This window comes from Streptomyces sp. NPDC052043 (genome assembly GCF_044548235.1).
In the GTDB taxonomy this organism is placed as follows: domain Bacteria; phylum Actinomycetota; class Actinomycetes; order Streptomycetales; family Streptomycetaceae; genus Streptomyces.
This window is the reverse complement of record NZ_JBIUBT010000021.1, coordinates 41,327-65,392: the sequence shown is the minus strand read 5'-3', so window position 1 is coordinate 65,392 and position 24,066 is coordinate 41,327. Positions and strand designations below refer to the sequence as shown.

Sequence of the window (24,066 nt, the reverse complement as noted above, 5' to 3'; positions counted from 1 at the left end):
CGGCACAGGCACTGACGGAGAGGAGGGGCGTGGACGGGTTCTCGGCGGAGCTGGCAGCAGACCTGCGTGCGCTCGTGTCCCCGTACGGTGTCGTCTCGGAGGTGCTGCCGGGGGCGCCCGTCACGGGACTCGGCGCACTGGCCCTGGCCTCCGCGAAGGTCGGCGCCGCACCCGGAGTGGACCGGCCCGCGGAGTTCCGCGGCAGCGGACGCAGCATGGCGGACCCGGCCACGGCGGAGCTGATCGCCGTCGCGGAGGCGGCCGAGCGCTACGCGGGCGCCGACTTCCGCGTCACCGCGGAGATCTGGGCGACGCAGGCCGAACTCGACGGCCCGGTACTGGACACGACGGCCCTGCCGCGCTGCTCGGAACGCGAGTACGCGAGCGGCCGCTGCCCGGTCGTCCCGTACCGGGACGACGAACGCGTCCGGTGGGTGCGGGGCGTCGACATGGCCACGCACGACACGGTGTGGGTCCCGGCCGTCATGGCGCGCCACGGCATGCGAAAGCTCGCCCCGGCGGAGCGCTTCTGGAACCGCATCTCCACCGGCTACGCGGTGCACTCCGACCCGGCCGAGGCCATGCTGCGCGGTCTGTGCGAGGTGTGCGAGCGGGACGCGGCAGCGCTCACCTGGCTGCAGATGCTGCCACTGCCGCGTATCGAGTTCGGCCCGCCCACACCGGTGCTCGACGCACTGCTCGGCCACTGCGAACGGCACTTCGTCGACACGTACTTCTACGATGCGACCACCGACACGGGGGTGCCCACCGTCTACTGCGTACAGGTCGCCGAACACGACGACGCCTGCCGCAGATCGGTGAGCTGCGCCGCCGGCCGTGACCTGACCGAGGCGGCGGAGAAGGCCCTGCTCGAATCCGTACCGGCGCGTGCCCTGTTCCACCGCGCCGACCCGGACAGCTACGCCCTGGTCATGGCCGGTGCGCAGTTCATGGGCGGGCCGGAGCGGCAGCACGCCTTCGACTTCCTGCTCGGGCAGCACCGTACGTGCCGGGCCGAGGACCGCCCGGCACTGCCGCACGACGCGGCCGACGCCCTGGCCGAGGTGCTCACCCGGCTCTCGGAACAGGGCATGCAGGTGGTCGCCGTCGACCGGACCACACGCGAGCTGGCCGCGGCCGGACTGACGGCCGTGTGCGTCGTCGTCCCGGCGCTGCAACCACTGACCTTCCACCGGTCCGGGCAGTACCGGGCCCATCCGCGCCTGTACGCCGCGCCCACCGCGATGGGCTGTCCCAGCCGACCGGAGGAGGAGCTGAACCCATGGCCCCAACCCTTCCTGTGATCGCCACCGGTGGCTTCGGTGAGCAGGTCGGCCGGGTCCTGTCCGGGCTGCGCCCCGGAACGGAACTGCTCGAGGTCACCCAACTGCGGTGCGCCATCGAGAAGTTCAGCGGCCCTGTGGTACTGGCCGCGTGGCGCCCCGAGCCCGCCCTCTTCCGCAGACTGGACTCGATGGCTCACGAGGCCGGACGCAGCTGGCTGCCGGTCGTACTGGAGACGGCGGTCGTCCGGGTCGGCCCCCTGGTCCGTCCCGCCCAGGCGCCCTGTTTCCGCTGCTACGAGCGTCGTCGTAGCCAGCACGACCTCCAGGCCCCCATCACCGCGCTGCTGAAGCACCGCTACGACCGGGACCCGTCCTTGGGCCCCGGCGGCTTTCTGCCCCACCACGCCAGGGCGGCCGCGGCCGTCGCGGCGGCCTACGCGGACGGCGCTCCCGGAACCGGCCCCGGGCTGGTGAGCACGGTCCGGCTGCGGGAATGGGGCGTGGACGCCGACCGGGTCGTGCCCTGGCACGGCTGCGAGCGCTGTGACGTGGGCGCGGCGGACAGGGGCGCGCTTCAGCGGCTCACCTCGGCCCTGCCGGCGCCGTGTCCGCGTCGCCAGGTGGCGGAGGTGCGGCGATGACACGCACCGCGCTGCCGCGCATCGGTCCCGCGCTCTGCCGCGGGCTCGTGCTCGCCGAGGCTCCCGACGGGCTGGTCGTCGAGGGCGGTCCGCACCGGATGCTGCTCGGCGGCGAGGCGGTCACCGGTTTCCTGGGCGAACTGCTGCCCCTGCTGGACGGACGGCACGGCCCGGAGGAGTTGTGCGCACGGCTCGCCGTCGAGCCCACCGCCCTCGCCGACGCTCTGGAACTGCTGGACGACTGGGGCGTCCTGGAGTCCGGTGGCGCCGAGCAGGAGTGGGCCGTCCCTGCGGAGACCGTCACGTATTACTCCCGGGTGGCCGCCCTCACCGGCGGCCACCGGTCGGCCGACTCGGTGCTGGAGGAGCTGTCACATGCGCATGTGCTGCTGATCGCCGACGAGTTGTCGGCAACGGACCTGGAAGAGGACCTGATCGCCAGCGGCGTCGGGCGGGTCTCCCGGGACGGGGACGCGGGCCGGCCCGAGGACTACGACCTCGTCGTGGTGGCCGAACAGCCATACGGCGAAGGATCGTTGGAGCAGTGGGTGTCGGCAGTACGACACCGCGGGACCCCCGTACTGCGGCTCGCCAGGGGGGACGGAACGGTCGAGGTCGGTCCGCTGTTCTGGCCGGGGGAGTCGGCCTGCGTCGGTTGCTTCCGGTGCGCCGGCGGGACCACGGACGCAGACGGCGCCCCGGATGCCGGACAAGGACTGCTGGTCGCGGCCGCCACCATGGAGGTGCTCGCCGTTCTGGCCCGGACGACGCCAGTGGCCACCCTCAACACCGTGGTGCGGACCGCCGTTGCGGGCGGTCGCACGGAGTCCGTGGTCTTCGCGCCGGAGGCCTCGTGCACCGAGTGCGGGGACGGCGACGACCGGGCCGTGGACGATGCCGTGCGGCTGGCCGACGGCTACGAGTGGCACTACGCCCAGCCGCCCCGACGGCTGACCCCCACCCCGCGCACACTCGCGCCCCGACGGCAACGCCTGCGGAGGGTGGCGGAGCGCCGCGTGCTGCTCCCCACCTCACCCTGGGTGGAACTTCCCGATGCGCGGGCCGCGGCCGCCTTGGACGACACTCCTGAGGATGGGCCGCACGGCGCGGACACGCTGGGGACGCTGGCGGCACTCCTGCCGTCCGCGGTGGGCACCAATGGCCCTTCGCAGCAAGGCGGTCCGGCACCGGCGGCCGTCGCCGCCTACGTACTCGGCGAGTTCGGCTCCTCCGCCCCGCCCGGCCAGGTCTTCCGCTACGACGACATCCGCCACCGGCTGCTGTCCGTGCGGGCCGACACCCCGGTGTGGCGGACCGCGCTGCTGCCTGGCGGCCCGGGCCCCGAGGCCGCCGCCCCGGCGGCGGCGATCGTCCTCGTCGCGGACGCCGGTGCCCTTGCCGCCGAGGCGGGGGACGAGGCCTGGCGCGCGGCGCACGTGGCGGCGGGGATCGCGGCCATGAACCTGGCAGCCGCAGCGCAGGAGCAGGAGGTCCAGCTCTCCTTCCGGCTGGGATGGAGCGGTGGCCTGTCCGGGATTCTCGAACTCGATCCGACACGGCAGAGCGTGGCCACGGTGGCCGCGCTGACGGGCGGCCGGGAAACAGGGGAGGTACGCCGATGACCTTCGTGTCCCCGGCCGACCTGGTCGCCGCGGTGGAACGCGGATGCCGGGGCATGCGCGCTCCCCTGGCGTCCACGGAGCCGGACCACCGGCCGGAACTTGCCCTGGCGCCCGGCAGCGACCCGCCCGGCGAGCCGTCCACGGCTGTTCTGGAAGCCGCCTTCCGTGCGCACCGGCTGGTGGTGGCGCAGCCGGCCCCGTACGGCGTCCTCGTGACGGGCCGCGCCGGAGGCTGGGCGGCACGGTTCGCTCCGGCCACGGGCGGCGGTGCGGTGCCGTTCCGGGCGGACCCTTCGTGCGGGGACGCCCTCGCCGGGGCGTTCCCGGACGACGGGCTGCTCTTCCTCGTCTGCGTGGACTTCGGCCGCATGTCCGTCGGGAGGACGCCGACGGCGTACCCCGACCTGCTGGTGGGGGCCGGGGCGCTCGCCCGCGCACTGGACCGGGCCGCGGCCGACCAGGGTCTGGGCAGCCGCATCCACACCCGCGGCCTGCGCCCGGTGACCTCGGCCGTCCGGCAGGTGCGTCCGGGGCTGCGCCACGTGCTGACCGTCACCGCCCGCCCTACTGATGGGAGCCTCACATGACCACAGTCGTCCCTGGCGGCGCGGCACCCCGCGACGCCCGGCCCACCGGCCATCCGGAACCCGTCTTCATCCTCTCGCCGCCGCGTTCGTTCTCGACGATCGCCCTGGCCCTGCTGGCTGGGCACCCGCGGATCTACGGCTTCCCCGAACTGCTCGTCTTCGCCAACGAGAGGGTGGCCGACCTGGCGGGAGAGGAGGGCACCGAGGCGGAGCGGTTTCCGCCGGAGTACCGCAAGTCCCGCTTGAGCGGGGTCTGCCGCGCCATCGCCCAGGTCCACGAAGGGGAGCAGAGCGAGGAGGCGGTGGCTCGGGCGGAGAACTGGCTGAAGGAGCGCCCCGACTGGCCGACGTCCGCCGTGCTGGACCACCTGCTGGACAGGGTCTCTCCGCTGATCGGAGCGGAGAAGTCGCCCGACACGGTGGCCACGGACGACTCCCTCGCCCGGTGTCTGAGCAGTTATCCCCGTGCCCGCTTCATCCACCTCACCCGGCATCCGGTGACGACGCAGCGCTCGATGCACGAGCAGAACCAGCGGTACCTCACCCACCGCAAGGTCCGCGTCGTGGGAGCCGCGTCCTCCTGGTACCTGTCCCACCGTCGGATCATGCGGATGCTTGGCGAACTGCCGCAGGAGCAATGGATGCGGGTACGCGGCGAGGACCTGGTCAACGAGCCGCGGGTGTGGCTGCGCCGGATCCTCGACTGGCTCGGGCTGGAGAGCGGGGACGCGGTCGTCGACCGCATGGTGCACCCGGAGTCGTGGACGTTCGCCAACAACGGTCCGGCGGGTGGGCTGTACGGGGGCGATCACAAGTTCTTCAGCGCACCTGATCTCAGGCGGGCACCGGACCCGGGTCCGGTGGAGTTCGACCCGGAATGGGATCTGCCGGACGAGATGTGCCGGCGAATGTCGGTGCTGGCAAGTGAATTGGGCTACTGACCCGACCGAATAGGAGCGGTGGCTGCTGTGCGGAAATGGCTGTTCGCCGGTTCGGTCCGTTCTCCGCCGAGCGGTGGAGAACAGGCCGAACCGAGAAGAAACCGACGAGAAAGGAAGTACCATGTCGCCGACGCAGGAAATGACGGTTCGTGACGTGTCCGAGTCCGGCTGGGAGTCGCTCGTGGCGAGCGCCCTGATGGGCATCGAGGAGAGCCCCGGCTGGACCGACTGCTGGCCGACGGGCAGCACCGGAGCCTGCTGCACCACGTCGCCGGCTGCGCCTGAGCCGACCATCTGAGTGCGCACCCGATGAACGGAGCGCGGCGGTCACGAATCTCTCTGCTTTCCGGACCGCCGCGCTCCTCGTCCTGTGCGTTCGAGGAGCGGTGCGTCCTGCGTAGTCCCTGAAAGGGGATGAACCGCCTGCGCCGAGTCTTTTCGCCGCGATGGGCGACCCTTGGCAAGTGAGTGGCAAGCCGATGGCTAATCAGTAATGCCAGGGTGAGGACTGCCGGGTCGGCTTTGACGAATGCGTAATCCGCAGTCGTTCGGAGTGGGACACGGGCATGTCGCGAAAATGGGGAGAATAACTACGTTGTCAAACTCCTTGAAATTTCGGATACTTGGTGTGGTCGAGGCCCGGACAGACACCGGGATCGTGCGGCTCAGCGGAAAGCAGCGCTCACTGCTGGCCGTGCTGCTGCTCCAGGCCAACTGCGCCGTCACCAACACCCTGCTCATGGACGCGCTGTGGGGAAGACCGCTGCCCATGGCGCCGGAGACACGGGTGCGCACCCTGGTCTCCGAACTGCGGCGGTCCCTGGCTCACCACGGGTTCAACGGCATCGAGACAAAGCCTTCGGGTTACGCGATACGCCTCGAGGGCGACCAGCTCGACTTCGGCCAGTTCCTCGCCCGGGTCCGCAGCGCCAGGCAGGCGGTGATCAACGGGACCCCCGGTGCGGCCCTCGACGACTACGACGAGGCGCTGGCGCTGTGGCAGGGCACGGCCCTCACCGGAGCGAGCGGCCCGTACGCCGACGCCGAGGCGGCCCACCTGGAGGAGCTCCGGCTGACCGTCATGGAGGAGCGCATCGGCACCCTGCTCCAGATCGGCCGCCCCGCCGAGGTGGTGACCGACCTGAACCGGCTGGTCCTGCTCCACCCGCTGCGCGAGGGACTGCACGCCCAGCTGATGACCGCCCTGTACCGCTGCGGGCGGCGCAACGAGGCACTGGACCTGTTCCGCTCACTCCGCAGCCGGCTGGTGCAGGAACTGGGCATGGAGCCGCTCACCGAGCTGCGCGACCTCCAGCAGCAGATGCTGAGCAGCGTGCCGGCCTCCGAACTCCCCCACCGGGAACGGCTCACCGGCTTGTCGCCGTCACGCCGAGGCTGAAGGACGGATCCCGATCGTGCTCACCGGCCTGCTCCGCAAGCATGTCCGCGCGCGCCTGCCCTCGCTCGCCCTGCTGCTGGTGCTCCAGCTGACGCAGACCATGGCGGCACTGTGGCTGCCGGCGCTCAACGCCCGCCTGGTCGACGACGGGGTGCTGACAGGGGACTCCGGCCGGATCCTGCGCACGGGGGCCTGGATGGCGCTGGCCACCGTGGTGCAGTTGGCGGGATCCGCCGGTGCCGTGTGGCTCGGCGCCCGTACGGCCATGGCGATCGGCCGGGATCTGCGAACGGAGCTCTTCGGCGGCGTGCTGTCGTGCTCCGAGGCCGAGGTGGGCCGCATCGGGGTCTCCTCCCTCCTCACCCGGACCACCAACGATGTGCAGCAGGTGCAGCAGTTCTGCCTCACCGCCTGCACCATGCTGGTCGCGGCACCTCTGATGTGCCTGGGCGGTATCGTGATGGCGCTGCGGCAGGACGTCGCGCTGTCCGGGCTCCTGGTGGTCCTGGCACCCCTGCTGGCACTGATCGTCGGTGGGGTGGTCCGCCGTGCCCGCCCGCTGTTCCGGGCCCTGCAACAGGACCTGGACGCCAGCAGCCTCGTCCTGCGTGAGCAGGTCAGCGGTGTGCGCGTGATCCGGTCCTTCGTCCGGGAAGCGTACGAGCGAGAGCGGTTCGACACGGTGAACGCCCGGCTGCTCGGTTCGGCACTGCACTCGGGACGCGTGATGGCCGTGTTGCTGCCCGCGGTGATGCTGGTGATCAACGTGTCCGGCGTCGTCGTGGTGTGGATCGGCGGGCACCGCATCGACGACGGCACGCTCGGGGTCGGCGCGCTGACCGCGTTCCTGACCTACCTGACCCAGATCCTGACCTCCGTCATGACGGTGGGTTCGCTCTTCGTGATGCTGCCCCGGGCCGAAGTGAGCGCGGAGCGGATCCGCGAGGTGCTCGACTCGGGGGCCCGCCGGGCGCGGTCCGCCGAACGTCCCGGCGCACCCAAGCCGCACTCCGGCGGAGTCGAGTTGCACGACGTGGGGTTCCGCTACCCGGGCGCCGAGGAGCCGGTGCTGTGGGGCATCACCCTGACCGTCCGTCCCGGCGAGGTGGTCGCCGTCACCGGGTCGGCGGGCTCCGGCAAGTCCACGCTCCTGAAGCTGATGGTGCGACAGTTCGACCCGACCGACGGCGTGGTCCGGCTGGGCGACGCGGACGCGGGCACCCTCAGCCGCGCGGACCTTGCCGAAGCGATCGGATTCGCACCGCAGCGGCCCCACCTGTTCTCCGGGACGGTCGCATCGAACCTCCGGTACGCGAAACCGGACGCCACGGACGAGGAACTGTGGCGGGCTCTGCGCATCGCATGTGCCGACGCGTTCGTGGCGGACACGGCGGAAGGCCTGGAAGCCCCGGTCCTCCAGGGCGGGGGCAACTTCTCCGGCGGGCAGCGCCGGCGCCTGGCCCTCGCCAGGGCGCTCGTGCACCGGCCCGGACTCTGTCTGCTCGACGACCCCTTCTCGGGGCTGGACCACACCACGGAGGCACGGTTGCGGGAGGCACTTGCCGGTGAGCCGATGACCACTGTGCTCGTCACCCAGCGGGTCCCGGCCATGCGCGCCGCCGACCGGGTGGTCGTCCTGGAGGGCGGAAGACTCGTCGGCGTCGGAGGGCACACGGAGCTGATGGATTCCTGCCGGACCTACCGGGAGATCGTCTTGACCGAGGCGTCGCGGGAGGCGGCCTGATGTCCGCGGACGGCAAGGCCACCCCCTCTACTCAGGCGCGGAACCAGGCCACCGACTTCCGCCGCACGACAGTCCGCATGCTCAGGCTGTTCGCCGCGCAGCGCCGACCGATCGTCCTCGCGCTCTTCGTCGGCGCGGGGGCGGCCGGCCTCACCGCGACCGGGCCCAGACTCCTGGGACACGCCACCGACCTGGTCGTCGCCGGCCGCTTCGGCGGGGGGCCGGCCACCGGCGGCGTCCCGTTCGGGGCCGTGGGACGTACGCTGCTCCTGGCGTTGCTGGTCCACGCGGGTGCCGCCCTCTGTACCCTGCTGCAGTCCCGGGTCACCCTGCGCGTCATCGGCAGGTTGGTGCACGACCTTCGGGCCGACGTCGAGCGGAAGATCGGGCGGCTCCCGCTGAACCATCTCGACGGTCGGCCACGCGGGGAGATCCTGAGCCGGGCCACCCAGGACGTCGACATCATCGCCCAGTCGCTCCAGCAGACTCTGGGCCAGCTCGTCGGTTCCGTGCTGACGGCGGTGGGTGTCCTCGCCGTCATGTGCTGGACCTCGCCGCTCCTCACCCTGACCGTCCTCGTCACCCTGCCGGTCTCCGCGTCGGTGGCGAAGCGGCTCGCCAGACGCGCGCAGCGGCAGTTCAAGGCCCAGCGCCGGGCCATGGGCGCCCTGGCCGGGTACGTCGAGGAGACCTACAGCGGGCACGCAGTGGTCACCGTCTTCGGCCGCGAGGAGGAGGCCGCGAAGCGGTTCGCCGGATACAACAAGGAGTTCCATCTGGCGAGCTTCCGGGCCCAGTCCGTGTCGGGGCTGATCCCGGCGGCCATGTCCGCGGTGGGCAGCCTCACCTATGTCCTCGTCGCCGTGGTGGGCGGACTGGCGGTGGTCGCCGGGACGCTGACCCTCGGCACCGTGCAGGCGTTCGTCCAGTACGCGCGCCTGTTCAGCCAGCCGCTCGGGCAGTTCGCGGGCACGGCCAACCTGGTGCAGTCCGCGGTCGCCTCGGCCGAGCGCGTCTTCGAACTGCTCGACACCGAGGAGGAGACCCCCGATCCTCGGGCCGCGATCCGTCCGGGGCCGGCGCGTGGCCACGTCGTCCTCGACCGGGTCTCCTTCTCGTACACCGCGGACCGGCCGCTCGTCGAGGAGGTCTCGCTGAGCGCGGAACCCGGCGACACGATCGCGGTCGTCGGAGCTTCCGGAGCGGGCAAGACGACCCTGGTCAATCTGCTGCTGCGGTTCTACGAGGTGGACGGCGGCCGCATACTCCTCGACGGGTGCGACATCTCCCGGATGCGGCGTGACGAACTGCGCACCCGGATCTGCGCGGTGCTGCAGGACACCTGGCTGTTCACCGGCACCATCGCCGACAACATCGCCTACGGAGCCCGGCGGGAGGTCTCCCGGCAGGAGATCGTCGAGGCGGCCGCGGCCGCGCGCCTGGACCACCTCGTACGCGCCATGCCCGACGGGTACGACACGGTGATCAGCGAGAACGCGGCACAGCTCAGCGCGGGCGAGAAGCAGCTCATCACTCTCGCGCGCGCCTTCCTCGCCGATGCGCCGGTGCTCGTGCTGGACGAGGCGACCAGCTCGCTGGACACCCGCACCGAGCTGCTGGTCCAGCAGGCGATGCAGGTGCTGCGTGCGGGTCGGACCTGCCTGGTGATCGCACACCGCCTCGCCACGGTCCGGGACGCCGACACCATCCTCGTCATGGAGGACGGCCGCATCGTGGAACAGGGGCGGCACGCCGACCTGTTGGTGGCCGACGGCGCCTACGCCCGCTTGTACGAGGCGCAGTTCAGTCCCGCAGGACGCACCGCACCGGAAACCGCTTGAGCCCGCCGGAGAAGGTCGTCGTCAACTGGACGGGAGCGCCCGCGCTCTCGACCGAGACGAGCCGTGGCAGGAGCTCGGCGAAGAACGACTCGATCTCCAGCCGGGCGAGAGAGGCGCCGAGGCAGTGGTGGACGCCGAATCCGAAGGCGAGCTGGCGGTTCGGGGTGCGGCGCACGTCGAAGCGGTACGGATCCTCGAAGACGGCCTCGTCGCGGTTGGCCGAAGGGTAGGACAGCAGGACGGCCTCGCCGGCCCGGATCCGCACGCCACCGACCTCATGGTCCCGGCGCGCGGTGCGCATGAAGGCCTTCACCGGAGTGACCCAGCGGATCATCTCCTCGGCCGCGGTGGGCAGCAGGCCCGGATCCTCGCGCAGCGCCCGGAGCTGCCCGGGATGGTCCATCAGGGCCCGCAGGCCGCCCGCGAGGGTGACGCTGGCCGTGTCGTGCCCGGCCGCGATGAGGATGACGAACTGGGACAGCAGCTCGTGATCGTTCAGTGGGCGCCCGTCCACCTGCGCGTGGGCGATGACCGAGGTCAGGTCGTCCGTGGGGTTCTGGCGCCGGTCCGCGGCCAGTTCCAGGAAGAAGTGGTAGAACCGGCGCATGGCCGGCATCCGCTGTTCCGGCGGCATGGCACGGCGCGCCGCGGGAGTGAAGGGGCGGACCTCTTCGGCGTCGGACTCGTCCAGTCCGAGCAGGGCGAGCAGTACGTCGAGCGCGTAGAGGTCGGTGACTTCGCCGACGAACTCGCAGACGTCCGTGCGCCGCGCCAACCGGTCCACGGACCGCCGCGCGAGGTCCCTGATCCGCGGCCCCAGCACGGACACGGACTGCGGGGTGAGCCGGGACGCCGTCACCGCACGCATCTGCCGGTGCTCCGGGTCGTCCAGGTGGACCAGTGGACGCAGCAGTTCCCGTTTTCCCCCTCCGGCGCCGAGCGCGTCCTGGCGCGCCGGAATGAGCATCGGCCGGGGCTCACTGAGGAAGACGTCGTTACGCCGCTCAATCTCCCGGATGTCGGCGTGCCGAGTGATGGCCCAGAACGGGTGGTAACCCGGTGGTGCCACCCAGGAGACCGGGGCCGAACGCCTCAGCAGATCGAGGGCCCGGTACAGGCGTTCCTCATCGGCGTAGGCACGCGGATCGGCGAGCGTCAGGCCGGCCTCGGCAACGGATGTCGACACGTGGGCCTCCCATGTGGTGTGCGGCGGATGCCGTCCTGAATTCCCGCCGGTCGAATTCCCGGGCCGCGGGACGGGGTTGATGCTCTCATTGCGGTCCCGCCGCTGAAAGGACCGCGTTCACCGTCCGTACCTCCTTCGTATGAGGTGCGTGCGCCGCGGCGTGAGAATGGTTGACCGACGGACAACGCCGTGGAGCCGAGGGGATCGTAGACCGGTGATTGTGCTTGGCTACAACGGATTCACCCGGAGTTCCGAACTCTTCGGACGCCTCTACGGGGCGACCGGCGTGGACCGGCACCAGTTGATCGGACACGATGCGGCTGCGGCCCTTCTCATCGACGGCGAAGTGGTGGCCGCGGTGGAGGAGGAGCGGCTCAGCCGCAGCAAGAAGACGTCCGACTTCCCCGTCAACGCGATCCGATGGTGCCTGGAGCACGCCGGGATCGGGCTCGACGACGTCGATGTGTTCGCCTTTCCCTGGCGGTTCACCCCGGAGGTCGCCGACCGGATGATCGCCGAGATCTGCGAGAGCCGCATGCCGGTGGTGGCCAAGTTCGACCAGCTGAGCCGTACGGGCGAGCTGTACGGCCACATGCTCGGCCGGGCCGCCGTGCACAGCGACTTCATGGACCGCATGGACTGTGTGCTGGACCCGAACAGGCTGGTCCTGGTCCCGCACCACACGGCGCACCTCATGTGCGGCGCGTATCTGGCCGGCGTGCGCGACGCGGCCTTCCTCGTCAGCGACGGAAGAGCGGAGACGCAGTCCGCGGTCATGGGCGAGCTGCGCAACGGAACGGTCCGCGTCTTCGAGCAGTGCTCCGTCGACCACCGCAATTCCCTCGCTCTGGCGTACGGAAAGATCACCCGTTACCTGGGATTCGTGCCGAACAACGACGAGTACAAGGTGATGGGTCTGGCCGCCTACGCGCCACCGCCGGCCCGCAATCCACTTCTGACCAATGCGGTTCAACTACGGGACGACGGTTCGTACAGCATTTTCATCCCGGGCGACGAAGGGGCGTACTACGCCTTCTTCGACCGGATATTCGACGGGGACAGCGAAAAGCGCGAGGAGTTCGACTTCCGCGTGAAGGTGGCGGGACTCGCCCAGCACATGGTCGAGGCCGTCACGGCTCACCAGGTCCGCACGCTGGCCGCGGCCACCGAGATGGACACGCTCCTCTTCGAGGGCGGTCTCGCCCTGAACTGCGTCGCCAACACCAAGATGCTTCAGCGGTCGTCCTTCTCGGGCATGGAGGTGGGATTCGGCGCCAGTGACCCGGGCGTCGCCATCGGTGCGGCGGTCCATGTGGGGGGCCTCGACAGCCGCCCGGCGGCCTCGGCGGTCACCCCGTATCTCGGTCCGGGCTACGACGACGCGGAGATCCTCGAAGTCCTCGACCGGTACGCCGACGCCATCGACTGGGTCGAGCTGGGCGAGGACGAGGTCGTGGACAGGACAGCGGAACTGCTGTCCACGAAGACCGTGGTGGCCTGGTTCCAGGGACGCGCGGAGTACGGGCCTCGCGCGCTGGGGAACCGCAGCATTCTCGCCAACCCGCAGTTCCCCGACATCAAGGACATCATCAATCTCCGGGTGAAGCACCGCGAGCCGTTCCGCCCCTTCGCCCCCGTGGTCCTCGCCTCGGAGGCGCCGAACGTCTTCGACCTCGGCAAGAAGAAGTCGTCGCCGCACATGACGTTCGTCTTCCCGGTGCGACCCGAGTACCGCGACCGGATCCCCGGCGCCTGCCATGTCGACGGCACCGCACGCATCCAGACCGTCGACGACGAGCAGAATCCACAACTCGCGGCGCTGCTCCGGGCGTTCTCGGCGCGCACCGGGGTGCCCTGCCTGCTGAACACCTCGTTCAACGTCGCCGGAGAGCCGATCGTCTGCTCACCGGCGGACGCCGTCCGGTGCCTTCTGGACACTGAGATCGACCAGCTGGTGATGGGCCGGTACCTGATCGGCAAGAAGGGCAGGCGAGATGGCTGACGGCCGCGAACCGACCCACCTGGCGGAGCGGGGCACACCGCCACACAACGACCACACCGGAATCCGCGGCCTCGCAGCCGGAAGCGCGCCCGTGCCACTCTCGGTGCTCGACCTCGCCCCCGTGGGCAGCGGCCGGAGCGCGGCCGACTCGCTGCGCACCGGCGTGCGACTCGCCCGGCTCGCCGAACGCCGCGGCTTCCACCGCTACTGGGTCGCCGAGCACCACGCGATGGCGGACATCGCCTCGTCGTCACCCGCGGTCATCCTGGCCCACCTCGCCGCGCACACGCGCAGACTGCGCCTCGGCTCGGGCGGCGTGATGCTGCCCAACCACGCGCCCCTGATCGTGGCCGAGCAGTTCGGCACCCTGGAGGCGCTGGCACCCGGCCGCATCGATCTGGGAGTCGGACGGGCCGCCGGCACGGACGCCGCGACCACGGCCGCGCTGGCCCGCAGCGACGATGCGGAGGACTTCCCCCAACTTCTCCGCACGCTCCTGCACTTCCTCGACGACGACGTTCCCGAGGGCCACCCCCACGCCGGAGTACACGCCGTGCCGGGGCGCGCGCAGGGCCTCGACTCCCGCCCGCCCGTCTGGATCCTGGGCGCCTCCGAGAACAGTGCGCGCCTGGCCGGCCGGCTCGGTCTGCCGTACGCCTTCGCCCACCACTTCTTCGCCCGGCGCACCGTCGCGGCACTCGACACCTACCGCGCGTGCTTCCGACCCTCCGCGCTCCTGGACAAGCCCTGCACGCTGATCTCCGTTCCCGTTCTCGCGGCGGACGATGTCAGGGAAGCGCGCAGGCAGTTGCGCACGTCGGCGCTCGCCATGTTCCGACGGCGAACCACCGGGCGCTCCGCTCCGATCCCGACACCCGAGGAGGCCGAGGCACACCGGTTCAGCACGGAGGACGAGGAGCTGCTGCGAGCCCGGTGGGAGGTCGTCGTGCACGGCGCCGCCGACGAAGTGCGCGCGGGACTGGACCACCTGCAGAAGACCACCGGCGCGGACGAACTCATGATCACGACCAGCGCACACGCCGGTGAGACACGACTGCGGTCCTACGAACTCGTCGCCGACGCCTACGGAATGCCGGCCTGACGTCGGCGGCAGGGGATCAGGCGGCGCGTTCGGGTGCGAGGCCGCCAGGGACCTGGCCGGTCAGGGGCTGGGACAGCAGGCGCGCGTACTGCCAGACCAACACGTCCATGCGGAAGTGGTTGATGCCATCCACATGGACCAGGTGCTCGGCGAACAGGGCGTCGAACATGTCCGACACCCGCGCTCGGGTCAGCCCCGTCAGCCGTTCCACGGCCGTGAGGGAGGCGGCCGGGCCGGGAAGCGAGCCGAGGGTGGCGAAGAAGGCCGCGGTCTCGGGCTCCAGCCGCTGCACGGACAGGGAGAGCGAGCGCTCCATGGACGAGGCGCGGTCGTCGGCGAGTACCAGGCAGCCCAGCGGGTTGCCACTGCGCAGCGCCTGCGCGTGGTCGGCGATGCGGCACTCCGGGTGCATCACCAGGTTGGCGGCGGCGATGCGCAGTGCGAGCGGGGAGCAGTCGCACAGGGCGGCGATCTCAGCTGTGGCCTGGGGCTCCGCCTCGGTGCGGTGGTCCCCGACGAGGCGGCGGAGCACCTGGTGCGCGTCGTGGGCGAGCAGCGGTCCGAGCTGGAGCATCGCCGCACCGGCCGTCACCAGTAGACCGCCGAGCCGGTTGCGGCTGGTGACCAGGGCGAGGGAGCCCGGCTCAGCAGGCAGCAGCGGCAGCACCTGCTGGGCAGAGACCGCGTTGTCGAGTACGAGCAGGGTCCGCCGGCCCGCGAACTCGCTCCGGTACAGCGCCGTCAGTTCGGCCAGGCCCCCGGGCATCCGGTCGGTGGAGAGGCCGTACTGGGACATCAGGCTCCGCAGGGCCTCGGCCGTGGTGACCGCGGGCCGGCTTCCGTAGCCCTGCAGATCGAGGACCGCCAGTCCGTCCCGGTAGTCACCGCGGTACCGCCGGGCCCACTCCAGGGCGAGCGCCGTCTTGCCGTTGCCGGCGCTGCCCACGATCGCGATGGTGCGGGCATCGTCATGCACACTCCGCGCCAGCGTCGACATCCTGTGCAGTTCCGCCGCCCGCCCGGTGAACCCGCCCGTCGAGGGCAGGTTGCGCGGTCCGGGTGTGGCCGCCCGCGCCACGATCCGGTCGTCCCCGCCGCCCGCCGTCGTGACGACCGTCTCCCGCCACCGGTCGCCGACCAGGTCACGCGGGAACTCCTCGGGCGTGCGGTCGGCCTGCAGGATCCTCTCGTGCGCGCGGCGCAGGTCGGACCCGGGGGCCAGCCCGAGTTCGCCGGCCAGGCGGGCCCGCGTCTCGTCGTAGACGCCCAGCGCCTCGCAGCGGTGCCCGGCGCGGTACAGCGCCCACATGCGCAGCACGGCGAGCCGCTCGTGGTGCGGGTATTCCCGTACCAGCTGGGCCAGTTCCTCCAGCAGGCTGTCGTGCTGACCGAGCACCAGCCGGGCCTCGGCGCGTAATGTGACCGCCGACAGGTACATCTCGTCGAGCCCGATCCCCAGGCGGTACACCAGCTCCGTCGACGCGTCGCTGCCGAGGACCGGGCCCCGCCACTCGTCGAGGGCGCGGTCGAGGAGCGCGATGCACTCGCCGGCGCTGGAGGCCCGACGGGCCCGGTGCACGAGGGAACGGAACCGGTGCACGTCGACGGACCGTGGATCACCCTGCAGTGCGTACCCGGCACCGTCGCTGGTCAGGGCCGGGCCCCGTTCCCCACCCCCGATCTTCTGCAGCAGGCCGCGCAGTCGGGAGACATGCGCCTGAAGACTGGCGCGGGCACTGGCCGGTACCGACTCCGCAGGCCACAGCAGTTCGATCAGCCGGCCCGTCGGAACAATGTGCCCCATGTCGAGGAGAAGAAGGCCGAGGAGCAGCCGCTCCCGGCGTCGCCCGACCTTCAGTTGTACGTCGCCGACTCGGACCGTGATGCGTCCCAGCACTCGGAAGTGGAAGTCCGTCGCTAACATGGCGTGATCATGAATCATTGGGCAATGCTTTACAAGTGCACAGAGTTGCTCAAGTGCCCAGTTGTGCGGTGAAGTTGACGCTCGGCCGCCTCTTCGGCGCACCGCTGCGTCGGCGGGTGACGGCGGCGAGGAAACCCGCAGAAGGCGCGGTCCGAGCCCGCCAGCACGATCCACGATGCCTCGGTCTCCTCGTCGGCGCGGCGCAGTTCCTCGACGATCGTCGTCCGGGTCATCGGCTCTCGCTCCTTGCGTCGTTGGTCAGCGGGCGGAACGAGCCGAGCCTGCCCTGGAAGGAGAGCAGGGGCCGCTGAGCCGAGTCGGCGTCCAGCGCCCGGACCCGGCCCACGACGAGGTGACGGTCGCCGGTGTCGGTGATCTGATCGATGTCGCAGTCGATCCAGGCGAGGGCGGCGCCGAGGGCCGGGGCGCCCGACGGTGCCTCGTGCCAGTCGAGACCCTCGAAGCGCCGGTCGGCCTGGCCTGCGAAGCGAGCGCAGTACTCGCGGTGCTGATCGGCGAGGACGTTGACGCAGAGACTGCCGAAGTCACGGATCGCCGGGAAGGTGCCGGAGGACTTGGTCGGGAAGAAGCCGACGAGCGTCGGTTCGAGCGAGATCGAGGTGAAGGTTCCGATCGTCATGCTGACCGGGGCGCCCTCCGGCGTGCGTGCGGTGATGACGCAGACACCCGTGGGGTGGTGGCCGAGGACGCGGCGGAACGTTCGGACGTAACGGTCGTGGCTTCGTGCGAGGAATGAATCGCGGTCATGAGAGTGCTCCGTTCCGGCTCACACGTGGACGGGCAGCGGGCCGTCGGCGCCGAGCAGCAACTTGCCGTAGACGTCGTTGGCGATGCCGGGAGTCGCGTGGTCGTGGCTGCCCGCCACGCCGACATCCTGGAAAATCCGGGCCAGCGTGTTGGTCTCCATGAAGCTGCTGGAGCCCGCCGCCTTGAGCAGGGCGTCCACGGCCTCCTGGACGAGGGTGACGATGTGGCCGACGTCATTGCGGACCCGGGCCCGGGCCAGTGTTCCGAGGTACTCCCCGCGCAGGGGGGCCTTGTCGATGTCTCGGCAGGACCGGTGCGCGAGCAGTTCGGCGCGTCGTTCTTCGACATGGCCTGTCCGACGGTGACCTGGTGCACGGGGGAATTGCGGCTCTCCGCGTACGTAGCCCGCATGCCGATCGGGAACCACGACCGCTCGATCGATCCGCGCCCTTGGACTTGACGACGTGGTGAAGCCGGTCGCTTCCTTGGCCACACGGCGTCGCGCCGTCAAGGCGATCGGTGAGGACGCGACCGCCTGGGGCGTGGCCGCGGGACGAAGGATGGCGGCCTACATCCTCGACACGCTCACAGACTGGCCCGGTGACCTGCCTCCGTCGCTGCGTGTGACAGTGGGCCGTGCAGCCGTCGGCATCGACGGTTTCCGCACCACGCACGAGCAGGCGGTCGCCGCCCGGCGCATGGCCCGGCTCGGCGCGACCGAACGGCCCGCTCGCAGCGGTCACACGTCGGCCAGGCCAAGTTGATGCAGCATGCCGAGTTCGTCGCTGCTGCCCCAACGTTCGACGAGTTTGCCGTCGCTGTCGAAGCGGCTGATCTGCATGCCTCGGTAGTGCACCTTCTTGCCGGTCGCCGGTTGCCCCCTCAGCGGTCCCAGCTGAGTGCCGGTGATGGTGTAGGCGAAAGCCAACTCGTCGTCGGTAGCCACCAGATGCTCCACCTCGACGCGCAAGTCGGGAAAGGCCTCTCGCAACTCGCCGAACATGGTCTTGAATCCATCGGGCCCTGGCGCCTGTCCTGGGGCCGGGTCATGGTCGATCGAGTCGGGTGCGACGATCTCGTCGAGGGCGTCGAGATTGCCGGTGACGACGGCCTCTGCGAAAGCAGTCTGTGCGGCGATGTTTGTTTGCTGAGACATAGGCACTCCTGACGCGCGTGTCGCCACCGACCTGTCCGTCGACTGCGAAGTCCACGCACGTACGCCGTATTTCGACCGTACACCGCCCATACGCCACCGGCATGTCTAGGCAGCAAGCCGCCGGAGCAGCCGCTCTCCATCGGAGGCATCGTCTGCATGCGTGGGAAGGAAGCGCAAGATCCGCAAGGAGCTCGAGCTCCGGCCGACGTCCACGGATGACTGTGAGGATGCCGGTGGAGCCGCCCGAGGCGGTCCGACCCGCCAACTGACCGACGTGCAGGCTGCTGCCTTGTTGATGAAATCTCGGCCGACTCGGGTGGTGCCGCCCTACGCGCGGCCGGTCGGGCGTTTGTGACCTCATAGGAGACCGGCCAAAGGTCCCGTCACAGCACTAGCTAGGGCCTGCTGCGAAAGTGACTCCTGAGACCTGGCCGGATCGCTAATGGCGAACGGCGGTGCTACGTGGTTCCCCCCTTGGTGGGGGCTGCTCCCGCTGTGGTGAGAAGATCGACAGTGTCGGGGTGGGGGCCGCTGCTCGCCCAGTCCAGGGGGGACCAGCCTGCACCCTGATCCTCACGAAGGCTCGGGTCGGCGCCGTATGCCAACAGCTCGCGCACCGCTTCGGTGTAGCCCCAACATGCGGCCGCGCACAACGGCGTGCCCTCCGAGCCAAGTCCGCTGCTCTCGGTGTCAGGGGAGGCCCCGGCCGCCAAGAGCAGGCGGGCGATCTCTGGTTGTCCGTTCACGGATGCTGTGTACAGCGGGGTGGCGCCCTCACTGTCTCCTCGCTCCGGATCGGCTCCAGCCCGTAGTACCGCCTTCACGCGGACGGTGTCACCCACCAAAATTGCTCCGAAGAGATGATGGGAGAGCTTCTTCCGCCGCCGCTGGTTCATGGGTGCCGAGGTTAGCGACCAGGTACGTGGCGAGGCCAGTGACAGCCATTCGTTGATCCCTCACTCCACCGCGTGACGCTCGCGGTAGTCGACCTGGTCGAACTTCGGTGGCCGGCCACCGAGGGAACCACGCTTCTTGCGGTTGCGGACCTGGTCGGCCTTCTCCGGGATCGTGCAACCGATGCCGCGTCTGCGTAGATAGGCGCGGTTCTCACGCGAGCCGTAGGCCCTATCGGCACGGACCCTCTCCGGCCGGGTACGGGGTCGGCCTGGGCCAATCCGCGGCACCCGGATCGCCTCCAAGACTGGCTGAAACTGGGGGCTGTCATGCCGATGGCCAGCGGTGACGAGCAGCGACAGTGGCTTCCGCCCCTGCTCGACCGCCAAGTGGAGCTTGGTGGTCAGCCCGCTGCGCGGCCTCCGCGATGTGCCCGCGCACGGTCTCGTCGATGCCGGGCTGCGGGTCACTGACGGGCACCGACGACCTTCTGCATACCTTTTGCATCAATCCTGTCACCAAGCGACACGGTGACCTGGTGACACCTACGCGTCACCACCGCTCACCGGGTTGTTCGTAGGCTAAGGGCCAACCGCGATAAAATTGATCCACATCGGCGGCCTGGCCTCCGTACTCGGGCTGCTGTTCGACTCGTGCGACCGCTCGGGAGCGGCATGATGGCGAGGTCTCCTGAGGAACGCGTTGTCACGCACGGTACTGGTGCGCGGGGCAGGTTGCTGCCCATGCTGCCTGCTCTGCTGCTGTTCATCGGCCTGTTGATCGGCCTCTGCACACCCCGCGAAGTCAGGCCGGACGCCTTCCTCGCCACGGCCATGGTTGCTGCCGCCGCGCTGTTGCCCCTGTGGGGGACCCTGCTCACCGGAGTGGGCGCGTGCGCCATCTCTGTCGGCCTGATGGCGGACTTCAACGCGCTGCGGGATGTGACCGCCTACTCCGAGCTGGCCACCCTCGCGGCGATCGCGGCATTCGCCGTCTTCTTCAACCGCCTGCTTGGCCGACGCGCCCGTCAGCTGGTTCAGGTCCGCTCAGTGGCCGAGACCGCCCAGCTGGCAGTGCTGCATCCAGTACCGCCACACCTCGGGCACGTCACGCTCGAGAGCCTGTACCTGGCCGCCGCGTCAGAAGCCCAGATCGGTGGCGACCTGTACGAGGCGATACGCACCCCGCACGGCGTACGGCTGCTCATCGGTGACGTACGCGGCAAGGGCCTGCTCGCGATCCAGATGGCCGCGACGCTGCTCAGCGCCTTCCGCGAGGCCGCCCACGACGCGCCCGACCTGCCCCACCTCGCGCGCCGCCTGGAAACGAGCGTGAGCCGCCATACTTCCCAGTACCCGGGAGTCCCGGGCTCGGAGATCGCTGAACGCTTCATCACCGCTCTCCTCGCCGAGATCCCGGACGATGAACCAGTCGTCCGGACCGTCACCTGCGGCCACCCGCCCCCGCTGCTGCTGCACCGCGGCGAGGTCCGGGAGTTGCAGCCCGCTGCTCCCTCGCCGCCGCTCAACCTGGGCATGCTGGTGAGCGACGGGTACCACGTCGACCTCGCCCCCTTCGGCCCCGGAGACCGGCTCCTGCTGTACACCGACGGGGTCACGGAGACCCGCGACCACTCCGGCACGTTCTACCCCCTCACCGAACGCATCCGCTCATGGAACGGCGAGGCGCCCCACCAGCTCCTCGACCATCTCCACCGCGACCTGATCACCTACAGCGGCGGAGAACTCGACGACGACATCGCTGCCCTCCTCGCCCAACGGCGCCCGAGCCTCTGAGCTTGGCGTTCAACCTCGCGGGGCTTGGTGTTCCTTGATCGATTCGGTGCGCTTGCCGGGCGGGCAGCTGATGCACCCGGCGGCTGTCACTGGCCGTCGACGCCATCGACGCCGAGCCCGGGGCGAGACGCTTGTGGAGCGCACGCTCGCACAGCGGGATCTCAGGCGAACTCGTCCCGCAGGGCGGTGAACGCGTCGCGGAGGATCGCGGTGAGCGCCCGGCCGTCGTCCCGACCGAGCCAGTCCTCGACAGACACGCGCAGCATGACGATCCCGACCTGGGCCAGAAGGGCGGCACGCACCGGCTCGATCCCGCGCGTCACGAACGCGACGCGCGACGCCTCAGTCAGGTCGGCCCATTTGCGCAGTTCGCGCTCCCTCAGTCCGTCGTCGGAGCGCACGACTTCACGCAGGGCTCGCAGTTCCTCTCGCCGCCCCTCGAAGCGCGACGCGGCCACCTCCGCCAGGCCCTCCGCAATGATCCGCATCGGGGCCCACGACGCCGGGGCCTCGGCAATCATGTCGGCCGCCCAGGCCGCGATCTCGCCGCCGCCGAACAGCACCTCGCGCTTGTCGGAAAAGTGGCGATAGAACGTTCGAGTGGTCAGCCCTGCCCTGGCTGTAATTTCCGGGACCGTCGTCGCCGTGAAACCTCGCTCCAGAAACAGCTCGATCGCAGCGCGCTCGAGCCGTTCGCGCGCATCGTCCGCCCATCTGCTCACTTCAAGCATCCTACGCGACGACACGTCGTGTCATCGGATGCTACCGTGACGACACGGCATGTCATCACTTGGATGGGAAATGCTTATGCCCGAGGTTTGGATCCTGGGTGGCACGGGCCGCAGCGGCCGTGTCATAGCGACGGAGCTGCTGCGCCGGAACATCACGCCCACACTGGTCGGGCGAGACGCCGTTCGGCTTCGGAAGGCCGCCGAGAAACTGCCGGGCGAGGTCCGCACCGTCGTCGCCGAGTCGGTCGACGCGAGCGCGACACAGATCCGGCGGCGGACACCGGACGTAGTGATCAACACGATCGGACCGTTCGTCACCACCGCCGAGCCGATCGTGCGGGCCTGCCTGCCCGCCACCCACTACATCGACCTGGCCAACGATGTCGCCACTGCCACCAGACTGCTGCTCCTGCAGGACGAGGTCCGAGCCGCTGGACCCACCGTGGTCACAGGCTCGGGCTTCGGCGCGACCGCTACGGAGAGCCTGGTGGTCAAGCTCTGCGAGAACCACCCGACACCCCAACACGTGCGCGTCGACATGATCCCCTCGCTCGAAATCGAGGCCGGGCCGCTCGGCGAGGCCCTTGCCGCCTCCATGACGGAAGGCCTTCCTGGCGTTCCAGGCGGGCGGCGGTTCGGCGGACGCCGCTACAGCGACGGCCGCCTGTCCCCCATGCGGCTCGGCGGCGAACCACGCACCCTGTCCCTGCCGGACGGCTCACGGGTCACCTCGGTGGGCGTACCACTCGGCGAGCTCGTGGCCGCCCAACGCGCCAGCGGTGCACCATCGGTGGTCTCCGGCAGCACCGAACTGCCGTCCTCTCCGATCATGCGGGCAATCGTTCCGCTGGCTGCCCAGCTGATGGCCATCAAGCCGCTGCGGACCTTCGCCACCCGACGACTGGCAGCAGTCGAGATCAAGCCGCGACCTCGCCCGCGCGAGCACTCCTGGGCGCACGCGGTCGTGGAGTGGGCGGATGGCAGCACACGTACGGGGTGGCTGCGGATCGAGGATGCCCAAACGTTCACCGGGACAGTGCCGGCCGAAGTGACCCGCCGCCTGCTGGCCGGTGAAGGCCGGCCAGGCGTGCATTTTCCCGCGGCTCTCTTCGGCCCTTCGCTGGCCGAAGACTGCGGCGGAACGTACCTGGTTTGATGCCGGGCGAGACCGCGCACCGGACCGCTTCTGCAGCGGCGCCGACCACGAGCGCCCTTCCACTGCCCTGACGTCACACCAGGTCACGAGTGCGGCTGGAGTAATTCAAGCGGGAGAACGTCCGCCGCTACTTCAAGCCGTCTCCTGAGGCTATCTCGGAGCTGACCAGCCTGCTCGCCCCCGGCGATACGCGCCTGACCCTGCATCAAGCCGGCTTGCGGCTATACGCCTGTTCGCATCATCTCAACCCTTGTCCTCGGCACTTCGACGCCTACCCGCGCGGCGGCAATGCAGTCCACCGGGTGGCAACCGGCCCTGTCGCCGGGTGGCGGACACCCTGTGGGATGGGTGGGCCCGCACCTGCACACGCGGTCCGCCCCGCCCTGACGCCGCGAAAGGCTCCTGTTGTGACGACCACCCCGCGCACCCGCCCATTCATGCAGATCGACGTGTTCTCCTTCCAGCCCTTCCGCGGCAATCCGGTCGCGGTCGTGCTGGACGGCACCGATGTGACCGATGATCAGATGCAGGCCCTGGCACGCTGGACGAACCTGTCCGAGACCACGTTCGTGCTGCCGCCCAGCACGGACGAGGCGGACTACGGGCTGCGGATCTTCACCCCCCAGGGCGAGCTGCCGTTCGCCGGACACCCCACCCTCGGCTCCGCCAAGGCCTGGTTGGAGGCCGGAGGCGTGCCCCAGCACGCCGGTCGGATCGTGCAGGAGTGCGCCGCGGGCCTAGTCACCATCCGCCACCGGAACAACGCCCTGTCCTTCGCCGCTCCGCCCCGCGTGCGCGACGGCGCCCTCGACGAAGCGTACCTGGAGCGGATCACGGCGGCGTTCGGCATCACCCGCGAGCAGGTGCTGGCCCACCAGTGGGTCGACAACGGCCCCGGCTGGGCAGTCGTCCAACTGGCCACCGCCCACGAGGTCCTGGACCTGGAGCCCGACCTGTCCCTCATCCCCGACGCGATGGTCGGCGCCATCGGCGCCCACCCCGGCGGCAGCGAGCACCGCTACGAGATGCGCACCTTCGCCCCCGCCGTCGGCGTCCCCGAGGACCCCGCCTGCGGCAGCATGAATGCCGGCGTCGCCCAGTGGCTCACCGCCTCCGGCGCCGCCCCCCGCTCCTACCGCGTCTCCCAGGGCACACGCCTCGGCCGGGCCGCCAGCATCGGCATCACCGCCGAGGCGGACGGCACCGTCTGGGTCAGCGGTGATGCCGCCGTCCTGATCCGTGGCACCGTCACCCTGTGACAGCCCATTCGCCTTCCGCACTGGGGGGACG

Annotated in this window: 23 protein-coding genes and 1 pseudogene; 15 read left to right on the top strand and 9 right to left on the bottom strand. The window is 70.4% G+C overall.

Features of this window, described 5'->3' with window-relative positions; genetic code table 11:
- Nucleotides 1-29: 29 nt before the first annotated feature.
- From ACIHCX_RS35845 to ACIHCX_RS35805, 9 genes are all read left to right on the top strand, one after another.
- On the top strand, nucleotides 30-1,304 hold the full coding sequence (locus ACIHCX_RS35845; protein ID WP_400037140.1) for a YcaO-like family protein: 1,275 nt from the start codon (nucleotides 30-32) through the stop codon (nucleotides 1,302-1,304).
- Entirely contained in the window at nucleotides 1,283-1,927 is a 645-nt protein-coding gene (locus ACIHCX_RS35840; protein WP_400037138.1) for a TOMM precursor leader peptide-binding protein, read from the top strand. Before ACIHCX_RS35845 ends, ACIHCX_RS35840 begins: the two co-directional genes overlap by 22 nt.
- Entirely contained in the window at nucleotides 1,924-3,549 is a 1,626-nt protein-coding gene (locus ACIHCX_RS35835; RefSeq protein ID WP_400037135.1) for a hypothetical protein, read from the top strand. The genes ACIHCX_RS35840 and ACIHCX_RS35835 overlap by 4 nt, the downstream gene beginning before the upstream one ends.
- The gene (locus ACIHCX_RS35830; protein WP_400037133.1) at nucleotides 3,546-4,136 is read left to right on the top strand and encodes a hypothetical protein; all 591 of its coding nucleotides are present in this window, start codon (nucleotides 3,546-3,548) and stop codon (nucleotides 4,134-4,136) included. The genes ACIHCX_RS35835 and ACIHCX_RS35830 overlap by 4 nt, the downstream gene beginning before the upstream one ends.
- Nucleotides 4,133-5,077, top strand: a complete 945-nt coding sequence (locus tag ACIHCX_RS35825) for a sulfotransferase family protein (protein WP_400037131.1) — start codon at nucleotides 4,133-4,135, stop codon at nucleotides 5,075-5,077. Before ACIHCX_RS35830 ends, ACIHCX_RS35825 begins: the two co-directional genes overlap by 4 nt.
- Nucleotides 5,078-5,198: 121 nt before the next feature.
- Nucleotides 5,199-5,375, top strand: a complete 177-nt coding sequence (locus ACIHCX_RS35820) for a hypothetical protein (protein ID WP_400037129.1) — start codon at nucleotides 5,199-5,201, stop codon at nucleotides 5,373-5,375.
- A 360-nt stretch (nucleotides 5,376-5,735) separates the two neighbouring features.
- The gene (locus ACIHCX_RS35815) at nucleotides 5,736-6,476 is read left to right on the top strand and encodes a BTAD domain-containing putative transcriptional regulator (RefSeq protein ID WP_400037127.1); all 741 of its coding nucleotides are present in this window, start codon (nucleotides 5,736-5,738) and stop codon (nucleotides 6,474-6,476) included.
- Nucleotides 6,477-6,492: 16 nt separating this feature from the next.
- Entirely contained in the window at nucleotides 6,493-8,220 is a 1,728-nt protein-coding gene (locus ACIHCX_RS35810; RefSeq protein WP_400037125.1) for an ABC transporter ATP-binding protein, read from the top strand.
- The gene (locus tag ACIHCX_RS35805) at nucleotides 8,220-10,061 is read left to right on the top strand and encodes an ABC transporter ATP-binding protein (protein WP_400037122.1); all 1,842 of its coding nucleotides are present in this window, start codon (nucleotides 8,220-8,222) and stop codon (nucleotides 10,059-10,061) included. Before ACIHCX_RS35810 ends, ACIHCX_RS35805 begins: the two co-directional genes overlap by 1 nt.
- Here the strand turns inward: ACIHCX_RS35805 and ACIHCX_RS35800 are convergent.
- Nucleotides 10,024-11,247, bottom strand: coding sequence for a cytochrome P450 (locus tag ACIHCX_RS35800; RefSeq protein WP_400037120.1), 1,224 nt, complete (start codon nucleotides 11,245-11,247; stop codon nucleotides 10,024-10,026). The genes ACIHCX_RS35805 and ACIHCX_RS35800 overlap by 38 nt on opposite strands.
- 214 nt (nucleotides 11,248-11,461) lie before the next feature.
- Here ACIHCX_RS35800 and ACIHCX_RS35795 point away from each other — a divergent pair, with 214 nt between their 5' ends.
- Together ACIHCX_RS35795 and ACIHCX_RS35790 are read left to right on the top strand one after the other, a co-directional pair.
- Nucleotides 11,462-13,249, top strand: a complete 1,788-nt coding sequence (locus tag ACIHCX_RS35795) for a carbamoyltransferase (protein ID WP_400037118.1) — start codon at nucleotides 11,462-11,464, stop codon at nucleotides 13,247-13,249.
- Complete coding sequence (locus tag ACIHCX_RS35790) at nucleotides 13,242-14,351, top strand: LLM class flavin-dependent oxidoreductase (protein WP_400037116.1); 1,110 nt, start codon at nucleotides 13,242-13,244, stop codon at nucleotides 14,349-14,351. Before ACIHCX_RS35795 ends, ACIHCX_RS35790 begins: the two co-directional genes overlap by 8 nt.
- 16 nt (nucleotides 14,352-14,367) lie before the next feature.
- Here the strand turns inward: ACIHCX_RS35790 and ACIHCX_RS35785 are convergent, their stop codons facing one another.
- The 4 genes and pseudogenes from ACIHCX_RS35785 to ACIHCX_RS35770 all read right to left on the bottom strand — a co-directional run bounded on the left by ACIHCX_RS35785 (nucleotide 14,368) and on the right by ACIHCX_RS35770 (nucleotide 17,470).
- A complete protein-coding gene (locus ACIHCX_RS35785; protein WP_400037114.1) occupies nucleotides 14,368-16,275 on the bottom strand; it encodes a BTAD domain-containing putative transcriptional regulator in 1,908 nt (635 codons plus the stop codon).
- A gap of 29 nt (nucleotides 16,276-16,304) precedes the next feature.
- Nucleotides 16,305-16,508 (bottom strand): hypothetical protein, encoded by a 204-nt coding sequence (locus ACIHCX_RS35780; protein WP_400037112.1) that lies wholly within the window; start codon nucleotides 16,506-16,508, stop codon nucleotides 16,305-16,307.
- Nucleotides 16,505-16,966, bottom strand: a pseudogene (locus tag ACIHCX_RS35775) (flavin reductase family protein); the annotation flags it as partial. The gene ACIHCX_RS35780 and the pseudogene ACIHCX_RS35775, both read right to left, overlap by 4 nt.
- A 96-nt stretch (nucleotides 16,967-17,062) precedes the next feature.
- Nucleotides 17,063-17,470: a hypothetical protein gene (locus ACIHCX_RS35770; protein ID WP_400037110.1), complete on the bottom strand. Its 408-nt coding sequence runs from the start codon at nucleotides 17,468-17,470 to the stop codon at nucleotides 17,063-17,065.
- 58 nt (nucleotides 17,471-17,528) lie between these two features.
- Here ACIHCX_RS35770 and ACIHCX_RS35765 point away from each other — a divergent pair, with 58 nt between their 5' ends.
- A complete protein-coding gene (locus ACIHCX_RS35765) occupies nucleotides 17,529-17,807 on the top strand; it encodes a hypothetical protein (protein ID WP_400037108.1) in 279 nt (92 codons plus the stop codon).
- On the opposite strand, the gene ACIHCX_RS35760 is transcribed toward ACIHCX_RS35765, so the two are convergent.
- The 3 genes from ACIHCX_RS35760 to ACIHCX_RS35750 all read right to left on the bottom strand — a co-directional run bounded on the left by ACIHCX_RS35760 (nucleotide 17,783) and on the right by ACIHCX_RS35750 (nucleotide 19,563).
- Nucleotides 17,783-18,199 carry an ester cyclase gene (locus tag ACIHCX_RS35760; RefSeq protein ID WP_400037106.1) on the bottom strand — a complete coding sequence of 139 codons (417 nt, stop codon included), beginning with the start codon at nucleotides 18,197-18,199 and terminating at the stop codon, nucleotides 17,783-17,785. The two genes, ACIHCX_RS35765 and ACIHCX_RS35760, sit on opposite strands and share 25 nt — an antisense overlap.
- A gap of 458 nt (nucleotides 18,200-18,657) precedes the next feature.
- Nucleotides 18,658-19,095 carry an ankyrin repeat domain-containing protein gene (locus tag ACIHCX_RS35755; RefSeq protein ID WP_400037104.1) on the bottom strand — a complete coding sequence of 146 codons (438 nt, stop codon included), beginning with the start codon at nucleotides 19,093-19,095 and terminating at the stop codon, nucleotides 18,658-18,660.
- A gap of 60 nt (nucleotides 19,096-19,155) precedes the next feature.
- Complete coding sequence (locus tag ACIHCX_RS35750) at nucleotides 19,156-19,563, bottom strand: transposase (protein WP_400037102.1); 408 nt, start codon at nucleotides 19,561-19,563, stop codon at nucleotides 19,156-19,158.
- Between the two features lie 273 nt (nucleotides 19,564-19,836).
- Between ACIHCX_RS35750 and ACIHCX_RS35745 the strand changes: the two genes are divergently transcribed.
- Complete coding sequence (locus ACIHCX_RS35745; RefSeq protein WP_400037100.1) at nucleotides 19,837-20,889, top strand: PP2C family protein-serine/threonine phosphatase; 1,053 nt, start codon at nucleotides 19,837-19,839, stop codon at nucleotides 20,887-20,889.
- Between the two features lie 161 nt (nucleotides 20,890-21,050).
- Here the strand turns inward: ACIHCX_RS35745 and ACIHCX_RS35740 are convergent, their stop codons facing one another.
- The gene (locus ACIHCX_RS35740; RefSeq protein ID WP_400037098.1) at nucleotides 21,051-21,611 is read right to left on the bottom strand and encodes a TetR family transcriptional regulator; all 561 of its coding nucleotides are present in this window, start codon (nucleotides 21,609-21,611) and stop codon (nucleotides 21,051-21,053) included.
- Between the two features lie 58 nt (nucleotides 21,612-21,669).
- Between ACIHCX_RS35740 and ACIHCX_RS35735 the strand changes: the two genes are divergently transcribed.
- Both ACIHCX_RS35735 and ACIHCX_RS35730 read left to right on the top strand, forming a co-directional pair.
- The gene (locus tag ACIHCX_RS35735; protein WP_400037096.1) at nucleotides 21,670-22,776 is read left to right on the top strand and encodes a saccharopine dehydrogenase NADP-binding domain-containing protein; all 1,107 of its coding nucleotides are present in this window, start codon (nucleotides 21,670-21,672) and stop codon (nucleotides 22,774-22,776) included.
- Nucleotides 22,777-23,183: 407 nt separating this feature from the next.
- Entirely contained in the window at nucleotides 23,184-24,035 is an 852-nt protein-coding gene (locus tag ACIHCX_RS35730) for a PhzF family phenazine biosynthesis protein (protein WP_400037094.1), read from the top strand.
- Nucleotides 24,036-24,066: the final 31 nt, after the last annotated feature.